This is a genomic window from Cryobacterium sp. SO1, from assembly GCF_004210215.2.
Classification (GTDB): domain Bacteria; phylum Actinomycetota; class Actinomycetes; order Actinomycetales; family Microbacteriaceae; genus Cryobacterium.
The window spans coordinates 3231028-3246549 of the sequence record NZ_CP067394.1; the positions used below are offsets into that span (position 1 = coordinate 3231028).

The 15522-nt window shown below is 66.0% G+C and carries 11 protein-coding genes; 5 read left to right on the forward strand and 6 right to left on the reverse strand.

Translation table 11 applies throughout. The features are described 5' to 3' along the window. Positions 1–18: 18 nt before the first annotated feature. The 3 genes from pulA to BJQ95_RS15340 all read left to right on the forward strand — a co-directional run bounded on the left by pulA (position 19) and on the right by BJQ95_RS15340 (position 7414). Entirely contained in the window at positions 19–5763 is a 5745-nt protein-coding gene (pulA, locus tag BJQ95_RS15330; RefSeq protein ID WP_130175896.1) for a pullulanase-type alpha-1,6-glucosidase, read from the forward strand. 79 nt (positions 5764–5842) lie between these two features. Beyond that, a complete protein-coding gene (locus BJQ95_RS15335; protein ID WP_130175897.1) occupies positions 5843–6418 on the forward strand; it encodes a GNAT family N-acetyltransferase in 576 nt (191 codons plus the stop codon). Between the two features lie 84 nt (positions 6419–6502). Further along, complete coding sequence (locus BJQ95_RS15340) at positions 6503–7414, forward strand: SDR family oxidoreductase (protein WP_130175898.1); 912 nt, start codon at positions 6503–6505, stop codon at positions 7412–7414. A 244-nt stretch (positions 7415–7658) separates the two neighbouring features. Here BJQ95_RS15340 and BJQ95_RS15345 read toward each other — a convergent pair whose 3' ends face one another. Beyond that, positions 7659–8258: a TetR/AcrR family transcriptional regulator gene (locus tag BJQ95_RS15345; protein ID WP_130175899.1), complete on the reverse strand. Its 600-nt coding sequence runs from the start codon at positions 8256–8258 to the stop codon at positions 7659–7661. A gap of 90 nt (positions 8259–8348) precedes the next feature. Here BJQ95_RS15345 and BJQ95_RS15350 point away from each other — a divergent pair, with 90 nt between their 5' ends. Then, positions 8349–9815 carry an MFS transporter gene (locus BJQ95_RS15350; RefSeq protein WP_130175900.1) on the forward strand — a complete coding sequence of 489 codons (1467 nt, stop codon included), beginning with the start codon at positions 8349–8351 and terminating at the stop codon, positions 9813–9815. Positions 9816–9820: 5 nt separating this feature from the next. Beyond that, entirely contained in the window at positions 9821–10618 is a 798-nt protein-coding gene (heR, locus tag BJQ95_RS15355; protein WP_256041413.1) for a heliorhodopsin HeR, read from the forward strand. Here heR and BJQ95_RS15360 read toward each other — a convergent pair. The 5 genes from BJQ95_RS15360 to truA all read right to left on the reverse strand — a co-directional run bounded on the left by BJQ95_RS15360 (position 10615) and on the right by truA (position 15514). After that, positions 10615–11538 (reverse strand): SDR family NAD(P)-dependent oxidoreductase, encoded by a 924-nt coding sequence (locus BJQ95_RS15360; protein WP_130175901.1) that lies wholly within the window; start codon positions 11536–11538, stop codon positions 10615–10617. The two genes, heR and BJQ95_RS15360, sit on opposite strands and share 4 nt — an antisense overlap. Before the next feature lie 512 nt (positions 11539–12050). Beyond that, complete coding sequence (gene glmM / locus BJQ95_RS15365; RefSeq protein ID WP_130175903.1) at positions 12051–13424, reverse strand: phosphoglucosamine mutase; 1374 nt, start codon at positions 13422–13424, stop codon at positions 12051–12053. Positions 13425–13448: 24 nt separating this feature from the next. After that, the gene (rpsI, locus tag BJQ95_RS15370; RefSeq protein WP_130175904.1) at positions 13449–13934 is read right to left on the reverse strand and encodes a 30S ribosomal protein S9; all 486 of its coding nucleotides are present in this window, start codon (positions 13932–13934) and stop codon (positions 13449–13451) included. A 49-nt stretch (positions 13935–13983) separates the two neighbouring features. Continuing rightward, on the reverse strand, positions 13984–14430 hold the full coding sequence (rplM, locus tag BJQ95_RS15375; protein WP_110128290.1) for a 50S ribosomal protein L13: 447 nt from the start codon (positions 14428–14430) through the stop codon (positions 13984–13986). A gap of 187 nt (positions 14431–14617) precedes the next feature. Then, positions 14618–15514 (reverse strand): tRNA pseudouridine(38-40) synthase TruA, encoded by an 897-nt coding sequence (gene truA / locus BJQ95_RS15380; protein ID WP_130175907.1) that lies wholly within the window; start codon positions 15512–15514, stop codon positions 14618–14620. Between the last annotated feature and the right edge of the window lie 8 nt (positions 15515–15522).

Here is a 15522-nt window from a genome sequence, read left to right on the forward strand (position 1 = left end):
GCCCAACGGGGGAAGTCAATGCTGACTAAGAGAATCGCCGCACGCCGACTACTGGCCACGATCGGATCGGGGGCGATTCTCGCATCCGGGCTCGTCTTCGCACCCGTTGCAGCGGCAGCGGCCACTCCGACCGTCGCCCTCGTGGGCAGCCTGCAAACCGAACTCGGCTGCGGCGAAGACTGGGCACCGGCCTGCGCGGCGACCGAACTGGTCCCGACCGGCACCGAGGGGGTCTGGGCGGCAGAGTTCACCCTCCCCGCCGGCAGCTACGACTACAAGGTGGCCCTCGACGACAGCTGGGATGTCACCTACGGCCTGGACGGCGGAGCCGACAACATCCCCGTGACCATCGCGGGCGAAAGCACCCTGCGGTTCAGCTTCGACCTCGCCAAGAAGCGGGTCGGTTTGGAAGCGCTGTCCCTCGCCGGACCATACTCGGAGGCGGACGCGTCGCTGGCGACGGAGCCGATCCGCCAGCCCGGCAGCGACGAGCAGTTCTACTTCGTGATGACCGACCGGTTCAAGGACGGCGACCCGACCAACAACACCGCCGGCCTCGGTTCCGACCCGATGGTCTCCGGCTTCGACCCGACCGACAAGGGCTTCTACAACGGCGGCGACCTGGCGGGTCTCCGCTCCTCCCTCGACTACATCGAGGGGCTCGGCACCTCCGCCCTCTGGCTCACGCCCTCGTTCATGAACAACCCAGTGCAGGGCGAGGGAGACAACGCCTCGGCCGGCTACCACGGCTACTGGATCAGCGACTTCACCCGCATCGATCCGCACTTGGGCACCAACGCCGAACTCGAGGCGCTCATCGCCGACGCGCACGCCCGCGGCATCAAGGTCTATTTCGACATCATCACCAACCACACCGCCGACCTGATCGACAACGCGGAGAAGACCTACAGCTACATCGACAAGGCCGCGTCCCCGTACACGACTGCCGCCGGGGACGCCTTCGATCCCGCCGACTACGCCGGTACGGATGAATTCCCCGAGCTGGACACCACCTCCTTTCCGTACACGCCGACCGTGACCCCGGCCAACGCCGATCGCAAGGTCCCCGCCTGGCTGAACGACCCCACCAAGTACCACAACCGCGGCGACTCGACCTTCGAGGGAGAGAGCGCCCTGGACGGTGACTTCTCCGGCCTGGACGACCTGATGACCGAAGACCCCGCCGTCGTCAACGGCTTCATCGACGTCTACAAGACCTGGGTCGACCTCGGCATCGACGGGTTCCGCATCGACACCGTCAAGCACGTCAACCTCGAGTTCTGGCAGACCTGGTCCACCGCGGTGCGGGACTACGCACACGCCCAGGGCAAGCCGGACTTCTTCATGTTCGGCGAGGTCTACGACGCGGATGCCGCCAAGACCTCCCCATACGTGCGCGACACCGACCTCAGCTCGGTGCTCGACTTCGGATTCCAGTCGCAGGCCACCAGCTTCGCGGCCGGCAACTCGGCCAAGGGCCTCAGCCAGCTGTACGCCAGCGACGACCGGTACACCACCCCCGACTCCAACGCCTACGCCCTGCCCACCTTCCTCGGCAACCACGACATGGGTCGCATCGGCTCGTTCCTGAAGAACTCCGATTCGCCGGTGCAGCGCGACAAGCTCGCCCACGAGCTGATGTACCTCACCCGCGGCCAGCCGGTCGTGTATTACGGCGACGAGCAGGGCTTCGCCGGCTCCGGCGGCGACAAGGACGCCCGCCAGTCCCTCTTCGCCAGCCAGGTCAGCGATTACACCGACCAGCCGTTGATCACGGGAGAGACAGCGGGTTCGGTTGACAGGTTCGGCGTGGATGGTCCGCTGTACACCCACATCAGCGCGCTGTCCGCGCTCCGCGCCGAGCACCCAGCCCTGGCCACCGGTTCCCAGATCGAGCGCTACACCGACACCGGCGCCGGCGTGTACGCCTTCAGCCGGGTGGATCGCACCGAAAAGGTCGAGCACCTCGTCGCCGTCAACAACTCGGCCGACGCCAAGACCGTCACCGTGCCCACCCTCACTGATGGTGCAGCCTTCTCGGTGCTCTACGGCGCCGGAACCGCCGCGACCGCCACCGCCACAGGTGACCTCGAGGTGACCGTTCCCGCGCTCGGGTCGGTCGTTCTTGTCGCCGACCGCACGGTCACGGCGCCCACCGCAGCCACCGCGATCACGGTCGCCGCCCCGACGGCCGGCGCCGGCGTCTCCGGGGTCTCACCCGTTGGCGCGACCGTCGACGAGGGCACCTGGGCCGAAACCGGCTTCGCCTGGCGCGTGGTCGGCTCCCCAGACTGGACCCCCCTCGGTACCGCAGAAGACACCACACCCCGGGTCTTCCACGACACGATGGGCCTGGCCACGGGCACCCTGGTGGAGTACCGCGCGGTGACCACGGATGCCGCCGGCCAGCGCGCCGCAGCCTCCACCTACGCATCCGTCGGCAACACAGTTGCCCTCACCGAAGCCAGCACCCCCACCCCCGCCCTCGAGCTGGTCACGGTGGCCGGCGACCTGGACTCGGAGATCGGCTGCGCGGGCGACTGGCAGCCCGGCTGTGAAGCCGCCAAGCTCACCCAGCGTGCCGACGGCATTTACGCCGGCACCTTCGACCTGCCGGCCGGAACCTACGAATACAAGATCGCGATCAACGGCTCCTGGGATGTCAACTACGGGGCCGGCGGAGTGCCGAACGGCTCGAACGTCTCCTTCACCGCCCCCGGCGGACCCGTGACGTTCTACTTCGACCCGCGCAACAACTTCTTCCAGAACACCGCGCAGGGACCGATGGTGGTCGCCGCCGGTTCCTTCCAGGAGGAGGCCGGATGCCCAGCGGATTGGAAACCCGACTGCCTCGCCACCTGGCTGCAGGACATCGACGGCGACGGCATCCTCACCTGGAGCACGAGCACCCTGCCCACCGGCAGCTACGAAGGCAAGGTGGCTCACAACCTCGGTTGGGACGAGAACTACGGCGCGGATGGGGCGCCCAACGGCGCCAACATCGGCTTCAGCGTGACCGACGGAGAAGCGACAGTGTTCAGCTACGACCTGGCCAGCCACGTGCTCACCGTTGAGTCCGCCATCCAGCCGCTGGCCGGCACCGGGCAGCAGCGCGCCCATTGGATCGACGAGAAGACGCTGGCCTGGCCACGCGATCTGCTGCCGGTCAACGCCGACCCGGCCGACTTGGCCTACGCCCTGCACTCCTCGGCTGGCGCGTCGCTGACCGTTGCAGACGGAGCCGTGACCGGTGGCGACACCGTGGAACTCGGCTACGACAAGGCCGGGCTGACCGACGCGCAGAAGAAGGCGTTCCCCGCTCTGGCGGACTCCGTCGCACTCCGACCCGCCGACACGGACCGCGCCGCGGTCGAGCGCCTGCTCACAACCCAGTTGCAGGTCAGCCAGGCCGGCGCGGACGGTGTGCTCACCGCCCTCACCGGGGTGCAGTTGCCCGGCGTGCTCGACGACCTCTTCGCGGACGCCGCGGCCTCCCAGGCGCTCGGCGTCACCTGGTCGAAGAAACGACCGACGGTGTCGGTCTGGGCGCCGACGGCGCAGAAGGTGGACCTGCTCGTCTGGACCGCCGGCGACGCCGGCGAGCCCGAGCGGGTCGCCCTGAAGCGGCAGAAGGACGGCACTTGGTCGGCGACCGGCGCCAAGGGCTGGACCGACGCATCCTTCGTGTTCGAGGTCACGGTGTTCGCACCCAGCACTGGCACCATCGAGGTGAACCAGGTCACCGACCCGTACTCGGTGGCGCTGACGACCAACTCCACCCGTTCGGTGTTCGTCGACCTGGCGAACAAGGACTTCCGGCCCAAGACGTGGGAGAAGACCAAGGCTCCCATCATCGACAACCCCGTCGACCGGTCCATCTACGAACTGCACGTTCGGGACTTCTCGATCTCCGACGAGACCGTGCCGGAACCGCTCCGCGGCACCTACGGCGCGTTCGGCGTGGACAGCGCCGGCACCAAGCACCTGGCCGCGCTGGCGGATGCGGGGCTGAACACCGTGCACCTGCTGCCGACGTTCGACATCGCCACGATCGAGGAGGACCGCGCCAAGCAGGCCGTGCCGGCGTGTGATCTCGAATCGTTCGGTCCGGCCTCGCCGGAGCAGCAGGCCTGTGTGCAGGCCACCGCTGCCGCCGACGGCTTCAACTGGGGATATGACCCGCTGCACTTCCAGGCATCCGAGGGGTCCTACGCGGTGAACCCGCGCGGCGGCGCCCGGGTGGCGGAGTTCCGCGACATGGTGGGTGCCCTGCACGACGACGGCCTCCAGGTCGTTCTCGACAAGGTCTTCAACCACACCAACGCCAGCGGGCAGGCCGCCACCTCGGTGCTCGATCGGGTCGTACCCGGCTACTACCACCGGCTGAACCCGCTCGGCGCGGTGGAAACATCCACCTGCTGCCAGAACGTGGCCACCGAACACCAGATGGCCGAGCGGCTGATGGTCGACTCCGTCGTGCTCTGGGCCCGCGAATACAAGGTCGACGGGTTCCGGTTCGACCTCATGGGTCACCACTCCACGGCGAACCTGCTCGAGGTGCGGGCGGCCCTCGACAAGCTGACCGAGAAGGAGGACGGCGTAGACGGCAAGGCCGTCTACCTCTACGGCGAGGGCTGGAACTTCGGCGAGGTTGCCGACAACGCTCTTTTCGAGCAGGCGACGCAGGGTCAGCTCGGCGGCACCGGCATCGGCACCTTCAACGACAGGCTGCGTGACGCCGTGCACGGCGGAAGCCCCGTCGATGGCGGCACCGTGCAGCAGCAAGGTTTCGGCACCGGCCTGGGCACCGATCCCAACGGTGCGGCCATCAACGGCACCCCCGAGCAGGCGCTGGCGAAGCTGGCCCAGGCCAGCGACCTGGTGCGACTCGGCCTGGCCGCGAATCTGAGCGACTTCAGCTTCTTGACCGCCGACGGCAGCGTCAAGCGCGGTGACGAGCTGGACTACAACGGGTCGCCAGCCGGCTACGCCGACCAGCCGGCCGAGGTGATCAACTACGTCGACGCGCACGACAACGAGACGCTCTTCGACCTGCTCGCCCTCAAGATGCCGGCCGACTCGGCGATGACCGACCGGGTGCGGATGAACACCCTGTCCCTGGCCACCGCGACCCTGTCCCAGGCCCCGTCGCTCTGGCACGCCGGCACCGACCTGCTGCGCTCCAAGTCGCTCGACCGGGACAGCTACAACGCCGGCGACTGGTTCAACCGCATCGACTGGACCGGCCAGACGAACAACTTCGGGGTGGGGCTGCCGTCGGCGGGCTCCAACGAAGACAAGTGGGCCATCCAGCGCCCGTTGCTGGAGGACCCGGCGTTGGTGCCCACGCCGGCAGACATGGCTGCCGCGTCAAACCAGGCGCAGGACCTGCTCCGGCTCAAGCAGTCCACGAAGCTGTTCCGGCTCGGTAACGCCACGTTGATCAACCAGAAGCTGACCTTCCCGGCTAGCGGGCCGAACGGCGTCCCGGGTGTCGTTGTAATGCATATCGACGACACCGTCGGAAAGGACGTCGACCGTAAGCTGGACGGCCTGCTCACCGTGTTCAACGCCAGTCCCGAGCCCCAGACGATCCGTCTGGCCGACCTGGCCGGCACGACATTCGTGCTCAGCCGAATCCAGGCCACGGGTGCGGATGCCGTGGTCAAGACCACGACCTGGGACACGGCGACGGGCACGGTGACGGTGCCTGCACGTACCGTGGCGGTACTGGTGGATGACCAGCACAAACGAGGCAAGTAGCCCGGTTCGGCCCGGCGGGTGCGGTGCCCAGAGCGGCAGCGCAGGCGCGGTGGACCCGACACCGGATTACGGTGGAACGATGGACTTCGAAGTGCGCACCGAGAGGCTGGTGCTGCGGCGCTGGCTCGAAAGCGACCGCAAGCCGTTCGCCGTTCTCAACGCGGATTCCGAGGTGATGCGGTTCTTTCCAGCCTCGCTGACCCGCGAGCAGAGCGACGACCTCGCCGCCCGCGCCGATGCGCTCTTCGACGTGCACGGCTTCGGGTTGTGGGCGCTCGAACGTGGAGACACCGGCGAGTTCATCGGCTTCACCGGGCTCGCGCCCATGCTCGAGGGCATCCCGGGGTCCGACGGGGTCGAGGTGGGCTGGCGGCTGGCGCGCGCAGCCTGGGGGCGGGGTTTCGCGACCGAGGCCGCCGCGGCCGCTCTCTCGTGGGCGTTCACCGAACTGGCGCTGGCCGAGGTGAACTCGATCACCGCCGTTCTCAACATCCGTTCACGCCGGGTGATGGAGCGGCTGGGGATGCGGCCAGCCGGGGAGTTCGAGCATCCCCGGCTCTCCCCCGCATCGCCGCTCCGGCCACACGTTCGCTACCTACTCACCGGTCCGCACCAACCCGGCCGGCCGACACAGGGCCCCGTCACCGGCCGGTAAGAATTCGCTCAGCGAGCATTCAGAATAACGGTTCTACGATTGTTCGGTGCGTTTCGGCCCGCGTCCAGCGCACGCCGACGACCGATGAGAGGTACAAAATTGTCCGCTGACCAGTACACCTTCGAAGACCCGTCCAAAAAATATGCTCACATCGACACCACCTTGCAGTCCCAGAAAGGCTCGGGGTTGGATGCCCAGTTGAACGAAACCGCCGACCGCGGCGAGACCTCCTACCGGGGGACCGGTCGTTTGACCGGCCGCAAGGCCCTCGTCACCGGTGGCGACTCCGGCATCGGTGCCGCCGTGGCCATCGCGTTCGCCCGCGAGGGAGCGGATGTTGCCATCTCTTACCTCCCCGAAGAAGAGGAGGACGCACAGAAGATCGTCACCCTCATCGAAGAAGCCGGCCGCACCGCCGTTGCCCTGCCCGGTGACCTCACCGACGCGGCGTTCTGCCGGAAGATCATCTCCGATACCGTGGCTGGACTCGGCGGCCTGGACATCCTGGTGAACAACGCCGGCAAGCAGCAGCATGTGGAGGATCTGCTGGAACTCACCGACGAGCAGTTCGACGAAACCTTCAAGACCAACGTGTACGCGATGTTCTGGCTGACCAAGGCGGCCCTGCCGCACCTCAAGCCGGGCTCGACCATCATCAACACCACGTCGATCCAGGCCTACTCCCCTTCAGAGAACCTGGTCGACTACGCCTCCACGAAGGCCACCATCAACGCGTTCACCAAGGCGCTCGGTCAGCAGCTGGCGCCGAAGGGCATCCGGGTCAATGCCGTGGCGCCCGGACCGATCTGGACGCCGCTGCAGACCGCGGGCGGCCAGCCCACCGAGGAGCTGCCCGAGTTCGGCGAGCAGACCCCGCTGGGGCGTCCCGGCCAGCCTGCCGAGCTGGCCCCGGCCTACGTCTTCCTGGCATCGGGCGAATCCAGCTACGTCATCGGCGAGACCCTGAACGTCAACGGCGGCATGCCAACTCCGTAACTCCAAAGACGCGGATGCGGGCGGGCGGGATGATTCCCGCCCGCCCACTCTTTTGTCACAGACCGGTTTCTCGGTGTCGAGGGGAATGTTGAGGCTCATCGCCAGCCACGGCGTGATGCCGACGAGCGATCCGAACCAAAACGGGCCGGCCACCGAGTACTCCGCCCACCGGAATCGATTGATGCCGCACCCCCACTCGCAGAGTATTCTCGCGGGCTCGACTGGCGGAGGACTGAGGCGGTCGCTAGTCGAGCTCAGTCGTCAGTGCAAGCTCGATCGTCCTCGAAATCAGCTCTAACTGAGCCGCTTTGTCGAGGTCACCCCATTCGGCCTCAATGTCGAGCATCTCGTGCACGAACGTCAGCCCGGTGACGACCGCAGCGAGCAGGGCAGCGCGTTCCTTCGGGCGGGAGAGCCCAAGTTCGGTGATCATCGGTAGCAGCGTACGGCTCAGAAACACGCTCCGGATGTGCGACACTGACTCCGGCTTCGAACTGGCGGCCCGCATGACAGCGAGTATGTTGCTGGTCTCGGGAGACTTGATCGATTCCACGATCCTCTGCGCGAGCATCTGCGCCGCCTTGTCCCGCGGCATCGCTGCGAGAAGCTTCGGCGTGTCAGACGCATCCTCACTGGGCTTGGGCATGCACGCCATGAACAGCTGCTCTTTGGTCGAGAAGAAGTAGATGACGAGGCTCGGGTCCACCCCTGCCCGCTCCGCGATGAGTCGAATCGTCGTGCGCTGGTAGCCGTGCTCGGCAAAGAGCGCGCGCGCAGCACTCAGCACGTCTTCTCGGCTCTCGCTCGAGCCCGAGCGTCGACCAACGCGTGTGGTTTTCATCATCCCGATCCGTGTTCGGCGGCCTACTTGACACCTGTTACAGGCTAGTTTACTCTCTAAATTCACCACCCATTGAATTAGGATGCCGATCTCATGACCACCGACGCTCCCGAGGAAATCCGGCTCGACTCCTCACTGCCCTCACCGGATCGGTTTCGGTGGCGTGCACTCGTGGTCATCGCTCTGGCGCAGCTCATGGTGGTGCTCGACGGCTCGATCGTGAACATCGCCCTGCCGTCAATCCAGAACGAGTTGGGGATCTCCGACACCGACCGGCAATGGATCGTGACGGCATACACACTCGCGTTCGGCAGCCTGCTGCTGCTCGGAGGACGCGTCGCCGACTACTCGGGCCGCAAGCGGATGTTCGTCATCGGCCTCATCGGATTCGCCCTTGCATCCGCTTTGGGCGGGCTCGCGCCCAATGCCGCGACGCTCTTCGCATCCCGCGGCCTGCAGGGCCTGTTCGCCGCTCTGCTGGCGCCCGCCGCCCTCTCCCTGATCAGCGTCACGTTCACAAACCCACACGAGCGCGCACGAGCATTCGGCGTCTACGGCGCGATTGCGGGGGGTGGGGCGGCGATCGGCTTGATCATGGGGGGCCTACTCACCGAGTACGCAGATTGGCGCTGGTGCTTGCTGGTCAATGTGCCGATCGCACTCGTCGCTGTAATCCTCGCCGTGCTGTTCGTGACAGAGTCGCGCAACGAAGGACGCGCCCGGTATGACATCCCAGGCGCGATCACGGCCACTGTTGGCCTATTCAGCCTCGTGTTCGGAATCACCCAGGCCGAGAATTCGGGATGGGGAAGCGCGACCACCATCGGATTCCTAGCCCTGGCCGCCGGCCTGCTCGTCGCTTTCGTCCTCATCCAAGCGCGTTCTGCAAGCCCCATGCTCCCCCTGCGCCTCGTGAAGAATCGAGTCCGCGGGGCCGCCTATCTGGCCGCCTTCTTCGTCGGCATCGCGGGGCTGTCGTTCTTCCTCTTCATTTCCTACTTCTTACAGCTGGTGCTCGCGTTCACACCTCTGCAGACGGGCCTCGGCTTCCTGCCATTCTCCGGCGGCGTGATCGTCAGCGCCACCGTCGCGAGCCGGCTGCTTCCACGGATCGGCCCTCGATTCATCACCTTCACGGGCTTCATCCTGATGGCGGTGGCAATGTTCGCCTTCTCCCAACTGACCGTGACAAGCCAGTACGCGTCAGCGGTGCTCCCGTTCATCATCATCGCGAGCCTCGGCTTCGGCCTGATTTTTGTTCCGCTCTCATCATCGGCACTTCACGGCGTCGACAACAACGACAGCGGCATCGCCGCGGCAACCCTCAACACGAGTCAGCAGATCGGCGGAACGATCGGGATAGCGGCACTCAACACCCTCGCCGCCTCGATCACGATGGACTACATCGCCCACAACGGTCTGCAATCCCCGAACGCCGAAGCGCTCATCGCCGGACTCACGCCGGCGTTCACCGTGAGCTCCGCCGTCCTCTTACTCATGGGCATCGCCTGGGTGCTCATCATCGGAAAACAAGACATCCCCACTAAGGAGAAGAAGTAATGACAATGACCAGTACAACAACGCCGATGGCGACAGGAGTGACTCCCGAGCGTCTCCGAGGTCTTCGACGCTGGAATATCGGGCTCGCCATCATCCACCTCGGTTCCGCCGCCGTCATCCTGTTCCTCACGAACGACTTCTCGATCCCGGTTCTCGCTTCGTTCATCGACGGCGCTCCCGGATCCGGCGAGGGAGGCGGAGCAACAGCGCTCGTCACATCGGACTTGTTCAACGTGACGATCGGATACGTCGTCGGCGCCTTCCTCGCCCTGGCCGGCATCGACCACTTGCTGACAGCGACGATCGGGCGCCGAATCTACGAACGCGACCTCGGCCGCGGCATCAACCGATTCCGGTGGGCCGAATACTCCGTGAGCGCCACATTGATGGTCCTCGTGATCGCACTGTACTGGGGAGTTACGACGATCAACGCGCTGGTCGTGATCGCCGGCGCCAACGTCGCGATGATCCTCTTCGGCTACCTGCAGGAGCGCATGAACCCGCCCGGGCGAACATCCACCACCATGGCCCCGTTCTGGTTCGGCTCTCTCGTCGGAATCACGCCGTGGGTCGCGATGGCCCTCAACATTCCCCTGTACACCGACGCACCCGAGTACATCTTCGTCATCTTGGCTGTCCAGGGAGTCTTCTTCTTCTGTTTCGGGCTCACTCAGTGGTTGCAGTACAAGGAAATCGGCCCCTGGGCCAACTATGCATTCGGAGAGAAGACCTACCTCGTCCTCAGCCTCGCCGCGAAGTCTCTGCTCGCATGGAATGTCTTCTTGGTGTCGCTGATCAGTTAGAACAGTTGACGGCCCGGGTCGTCGTGGGTGACGAATCGCGCGGTCAGAGTCCGCGCGATCTCGACAACACGTGCGCGGTGGTCTTCGAGACTGAGCCAGGGGTTACCTTCTATCGGCTGCGCATGTCGGTTGAAGAGCGCTCCCGACCGCTCCTCCAAGGTTGGGTGCACCAGCAGAGGGAGCACCTTTCCGGCGTAGGCGTCCGCACTCTGGAACAGCGCGCCGATGAGGGCGCGCTGGGCTCTGAGCTTCCAGGTACGCTCCCCGAGAACCCCCGACATGATGTTGGTCTTGATGATTCCGGGGTTCAGGCCGAACATTGCGACCTCGCCGTACCGAGCGGCCGCGTGGCTCACGAGTACCTCGTTGAACACAACGGTGTTGCCGTGGGCCGTCTGCCAGCTGTAATCCCGCGCGGATTGCACGTCCGTGAAATCGAGTGCGCGTTCCCCTCCGGGAAAGCCCCACACGAACATGCGCGGCTTGGGCCGCCCCGCAGTGTGGCCTCGGTCGAGCCGAGGCGCCAGCTCATTCACGATGACCCACCGGCTCAGCGCGCTCGTGGCGAGATCCCTCTCCAGGCCCTCATCCGTGACGTCTCGGCACTTCCCAGCGAAAATACCGTGGGTGAGGAGCACCGCATCGACGCCGTCGACGGGTAGGTCGCGGGCGACCTCGCCCGCGGTGGCCAAGGAGGAAAGATCGGCGGGGATGAATGTCTGACGTGGGTGCGCTGGCTCCTTGAGCGACCTGCCGACGACGGTCACGTGGGCGCCCTTCTCCAGCAAAGTCTGGGCGATCGCCCGTCCGACACCCCCGGTGCCGCCGAAGATGACCACCCGAAGACCGATGTATGCGGTCGGCTCCGCCCCGAGTCTCCCCGGTTGCCAGTCCTTGCGAAGGGTTCCGAACGACGACATCGCACATTCCTTTCGATGCGAGGACACGGGACGAATGTCACCACGATCTCGCAATTCAACAGACGTTCAATTAGAATTCTAGGGTTCGGTGGGATTACGTGTCAAGGAGCGCGAAACCGGTAGGAAAAGCGAATGTCCACTGCACGGTCCGGACGCCGGAAGGGCGCGAGCGAGAGTCGTCCGGATCCCCCAAGCGGCTCCATCCGCATGATCGCACAGAGCGCCGGGGTAGATCCAAGTCTCGTGATCAACTACTTCGCGAGCCGATGATTGAGGAGCTCGACCAACGAGACGGGAACGAACGCAGACCCGGTCACGAGGTCTCGACGAGCTCGACCAACAAGACCAACGAGACCAACGAGACCAACAAGACCAACGAGACCAACGAGACCAACAAAACCAACGAGACCAACGAGACCGCCGAGACCAACGCAACGTCCGAGACGGGCGCGACCCATCCGGCGATCGAGCTTGTAGAGATCCCTCGTGCCGAACGCACGAGCGGGGTGTGCTCAGGCGACGGGCAGGGCCAGGCGGTTCTTCACGACGTCGGCCAGCGAGTGCGCCAGACGGTCCGCGGTGGGCTGGTCGGCGGCTTCCACCATCACCCGCACCATCGGCTCGGTGCCCGAGGGTCGCAGCAGCACCCGGCCGGTGTCGCCCAACTCGATCTCGGCGTCGCGCACCGCCTGGGCGATGACCTCGTCGCCGGCGAGGGCGTGGTGGTCCACGCCGCGCACGTTCACGAGGATCTGCGGGAACACCTTCATGACGCTGGCCAATTCGGCGAGGGTCTTGCCGGTGCGGGCCATCTCCGCCACGATGTGCAGCCCGGTGAGGATGCCGTCCCCGGTGGTGGCGAACTTGGTCATAATGACGTGCCCGCTCTGCTCACCGCCGAGGGAGAGCTTATGCGCGTCGAGTTCTTCGAGCACGTAGCGGTCGCCCACCTTCGACTCGATCATGGTGATGCCGTTGGCGGCCATTGCCTTCTTCAGGCCCAGGTTGCTCATCACGGTCGCCACCAGGGTGCGGTCCTTGAGCACACCACGCTCGGCCATCGACACGGCCAGGATCGCCATGATCTGGTCGCCGTCGACGATGTTGCCGTCGCGGTCCACGGCCAGGCACCGGTCGGCGTCGCCGTCGTGGGCGATACCCACGTCGGCGCCGTGTTCGAGCACCGCGCGGGCGAGGTTGTCGAGGTGCGTGGAGCCCACGCCGTCGTTGATGTTGAGGCCGTCGGGGTCGGCGCCGATCACGGTCACCCGGGCCCCGGCATCCGTGAAGACCTGCGGGGACACGCCGGCCGCCGCGCCATGGGCGCAGTCGAGCACCACGTGGATGCCGTCGAGCCGGTGCGGCAGGGTGCCGAGCAGGTGCACGACGTAGCGGTCCTCGGCGTCGGCGAAGCGGCGGATCCGGCCGACGTCGCCGCCGATCGGCGTGAGCAGCTTGTCTTCGGCGAGCACAGCTTCAATGCGGTCCTCGACGTCATCGGGCAGCTTGGTGCCGCCGAAGTTGAAGAACTTGATGCCGTTGTCTGGCGCCGGGTTGTGCGAGGCGGAGATCATCACGCCGAAGTCTGCGCCGATGTCGGCGATGAGGAATGCGGCGGCGGGCGTCGGAATGACGCCGGCATCCAGCACGTCGACGCCGGAGCTGGCCAGGCCAGCTGCAACGGCGGAGGTGATGAATTCACCGGAAATGCGGGGGTCGCGGGCGACCACGGCAACGGGGCGACGGCCTTGGGCACGTCGTTCCTCTGCGCGGCGGCCTGAGGTGAGCACTACGGCGCTCGCCTGGGCGAGGCCCAGGGCCAGGCTAGCCGTGAGATCACGGTTAGCCAGGCCCCGGACGCCGTCCGTGCCAAATAGTCGAGCCATTTGAGTTCGAACTCGGCTAGCTGATTAGCGCTTCGAGAACTGCGGCGCCTTACGGGCCTTCTTGAGTCCGGCCTTCTTGCGCTCCTTGACGCGAGCGTCACGGTTGAGGAAGCCGGCCTTCTTGAGGATGGCGCGGTTGTTCTCTTCGTCGATCTGGTTCAGCGAGCGGGCGATGCCGAGGCGCAGCGCGCCGGCCTGGCCGGACGGGCCACCACCGGTGATGCGGGCGATGACGTCGTAGCTGCCGAGCAGGTCGAGGACCTTGAACGGGTCGTTGATCAGCTGCTGGTGGAGCTTGTTCGGGAAGTAGTCGTCGAGCTCGCGCCCGTTGACGACGATCTTGCCGGCGCCGGGAACGATGCGCACGCGGGCGATGGCCTGCTTGCGACGGCCCACGGCTGCGCCGGGAACGTTGAGGACGGCGCGGGGCGCCTTGGTTGCAACTTCAGCGGGAGTCTCGGTGGAGTAGCTCTCGGGAGTTGCGTCAATCTGGTCTGCGATCTTCGCCACGATGGTGTGAATCCTTTTTTCTTAGATATCGAGAAGTCTGGGGCCGACGCTACTGAGCGACCTGGCTGAGGGTGTACGGCTTGGGCTGCTGCGCAGCGTGCGGGTGCTCGGGGCCTGCGTAGACCTTGAGCTTCAGCAGCTGTGCACGGCCGAGCGAGTTCTTCGGCAGCATGCCGCGAATCGCCTTTTCTACCGCACGGGTGGGGTGCTTCTCGAGCATCTCCGAGTAGTTCGTGGCCGTGAGGCCGCCCGGGTAACCGGAGTGGCGGTACGCCATCTTGAGGTCAAGCTTCTTGCCGGTGAGGGCAATCTTCTCGGCGTTGATGATGATGACGAAGTCGCCACCATCCATGTGAGGGGAAAAGGTCGCCTTGTGCTTGCCACGAAGAAGAATTGCGGCGTGGCTGGCGAGCCGACCCAGAATGATATCGGTGGCATCGATGACGACCCAGTCGTGCTGGAGTTCGCTTGCCTTGGGGGTGTAAGTGCGCGTCACTGTTGTGCTGCTTTCTTGTTTTCGAACGGAGGTGTTCGTGAATCCCGCTCCGGGTGTGTTCTCGAGGAGAACACGATCGATGGAGGGCTCACGTTCGTGTGCCTGGCTGCAACGCCTAAGACACCAAAGAGCAACACTAGTTCACCGGGCAATCACGCACAACTCCCGCGGGCAGATCCGTGCGATTTCACTCGTCGTCGTCGGGCAGCTCGCGACGGGCACGAGTCTGCGCGGCCCGGATGGCCATGCCAGCATCCTCCGGGTACCCCACCTCCATGAGCGTGAGGCCGTGCGCCTGCATCACCTTGAACTCGCTGGTGCGGGCCCGTTCGATGCGGAGGTCCACCAGACGGGTGCCCACCAGTTTGCCCTCCCCCACCGACACGCAGGCGCCCACCAGGGCACGCACCATCGAGTGGCAGAACGCATCCGCCTGTAGCGTCGCCACAAGCACCCCGTCGGGGTCGCGCCGCCACTCGAAGGACTGCAGGGTACGGATGGTCGTGGCTCCGGGCCGCGGCTTGCAGTAGGTGGCGAAGTCGTGCAGCCCGATCAGGGTGGCCGCGGCCTCCTGCATGGCGGCGAGGTCCAACGCGAAACCGTGCCAGGTGGTGCGCAACCGCTGCAACGGGTCCCGCAGCGCCCCGGTGTCGGAGATGCGGTACTCGTAGCGGCGCCAGAGGGCGGAGAACCGGGCATCGAACCCGGCCGGTGCCAGGGTGGCGCGGCGGATCACGATTTCGGGCTGGGTGACCAGGATGCCGCCGAGCCGGCGCTGCACCATCGTGGCCAGGTCGGTCTGGTGCTTGGGCACTCCCCGGCCGCGCTTGATCCGCACCAGGCTGTCCACCTGATCGGGGTTCAGGTCGAAGTGGGCCACCTGGCCCAGCGCGTGCACGCCGGAGTCTGTGCGGCCGGCGACGACGAGGGCAGGGGTGGGCTGGTGGCGTTTGAGGATTGCGGCGAGGCCCTCCTCGATCTGGCCTTGCACGGTGCGGTAACCGGGCTGGGTGGCCCAGCCGAAGAAGTCGGTGCCGTCGTAGGCGATGTCCAGGCGGATGCGGCTGGAGCCGGGTGCCGGCATCGAACCGG

Excerpts from the sequence above, each read along its gene's own strand:
- pulA (WP_130175896.1), top strand. The coding sequence starts at position 19 with ATGCTGACTAAGAGAATCGCCGCACGCCGACTACTGGCCACGATCGGA.
- BJQ95_RS15335 (WP_130175897.1), top strand. The coding sequence starts at position 5,843 with ATGGACTTCGAAGTGCGCACCGAGAGGCTGGTGCTGCGGCGCTGGCTC.
- BJQ95_RS15340 (WP_130175898.1), top strand. The coding sequence starts at position 6,503 with ATGAGAGGTACAAAATTGTCCGCTGACCAGTACACCTTCGAAGACCCG.
- BJQ95_RS15345 (WP_130175899.1), bottom strand. The coding sequence starts at position 8,258 with ATGATGAAAACCACACGCGTTGGTCGACGCTCGGGCTCGAGCGAGAGC.
- BJQ95_RS15350 (WP_130175900.1), top strand. The coding sequence starts at position 8,349 with ATGACCACCGACGCTCCCGAGGAAATCCGGCTCGACTCCTCACTGCCC.
- heR (WP_256041413.1), top strand. The coding sequence starts at position 9,821 with ATGACCAGTACAACAACGCCGATGGCGACAGGAGTGACTCCCGAGCGT.
- BJQ95_RS15360 (WP_130175901.1), bottom strand. The coding sequence starts at position 11,538 with ATGTCGTCGTTCGGAACCCTTCGCAAGGACTGGCAACCGGGGAGACTC.
- glmM (WP_130175903.1), bottom strand. The coding sequence starts at position 13,424 with ATGGCTCGACTATTTGGCACGGACGGCGTCCGGGGCCTGGCTAACCGT.
- truA (WP_130175907.1), bottom strand. The coding sequence starts at position 15,514 with ATGCCGGCACCCGGCTCCAGCCGCATCCGCCTGGACATCGCCTACGAC.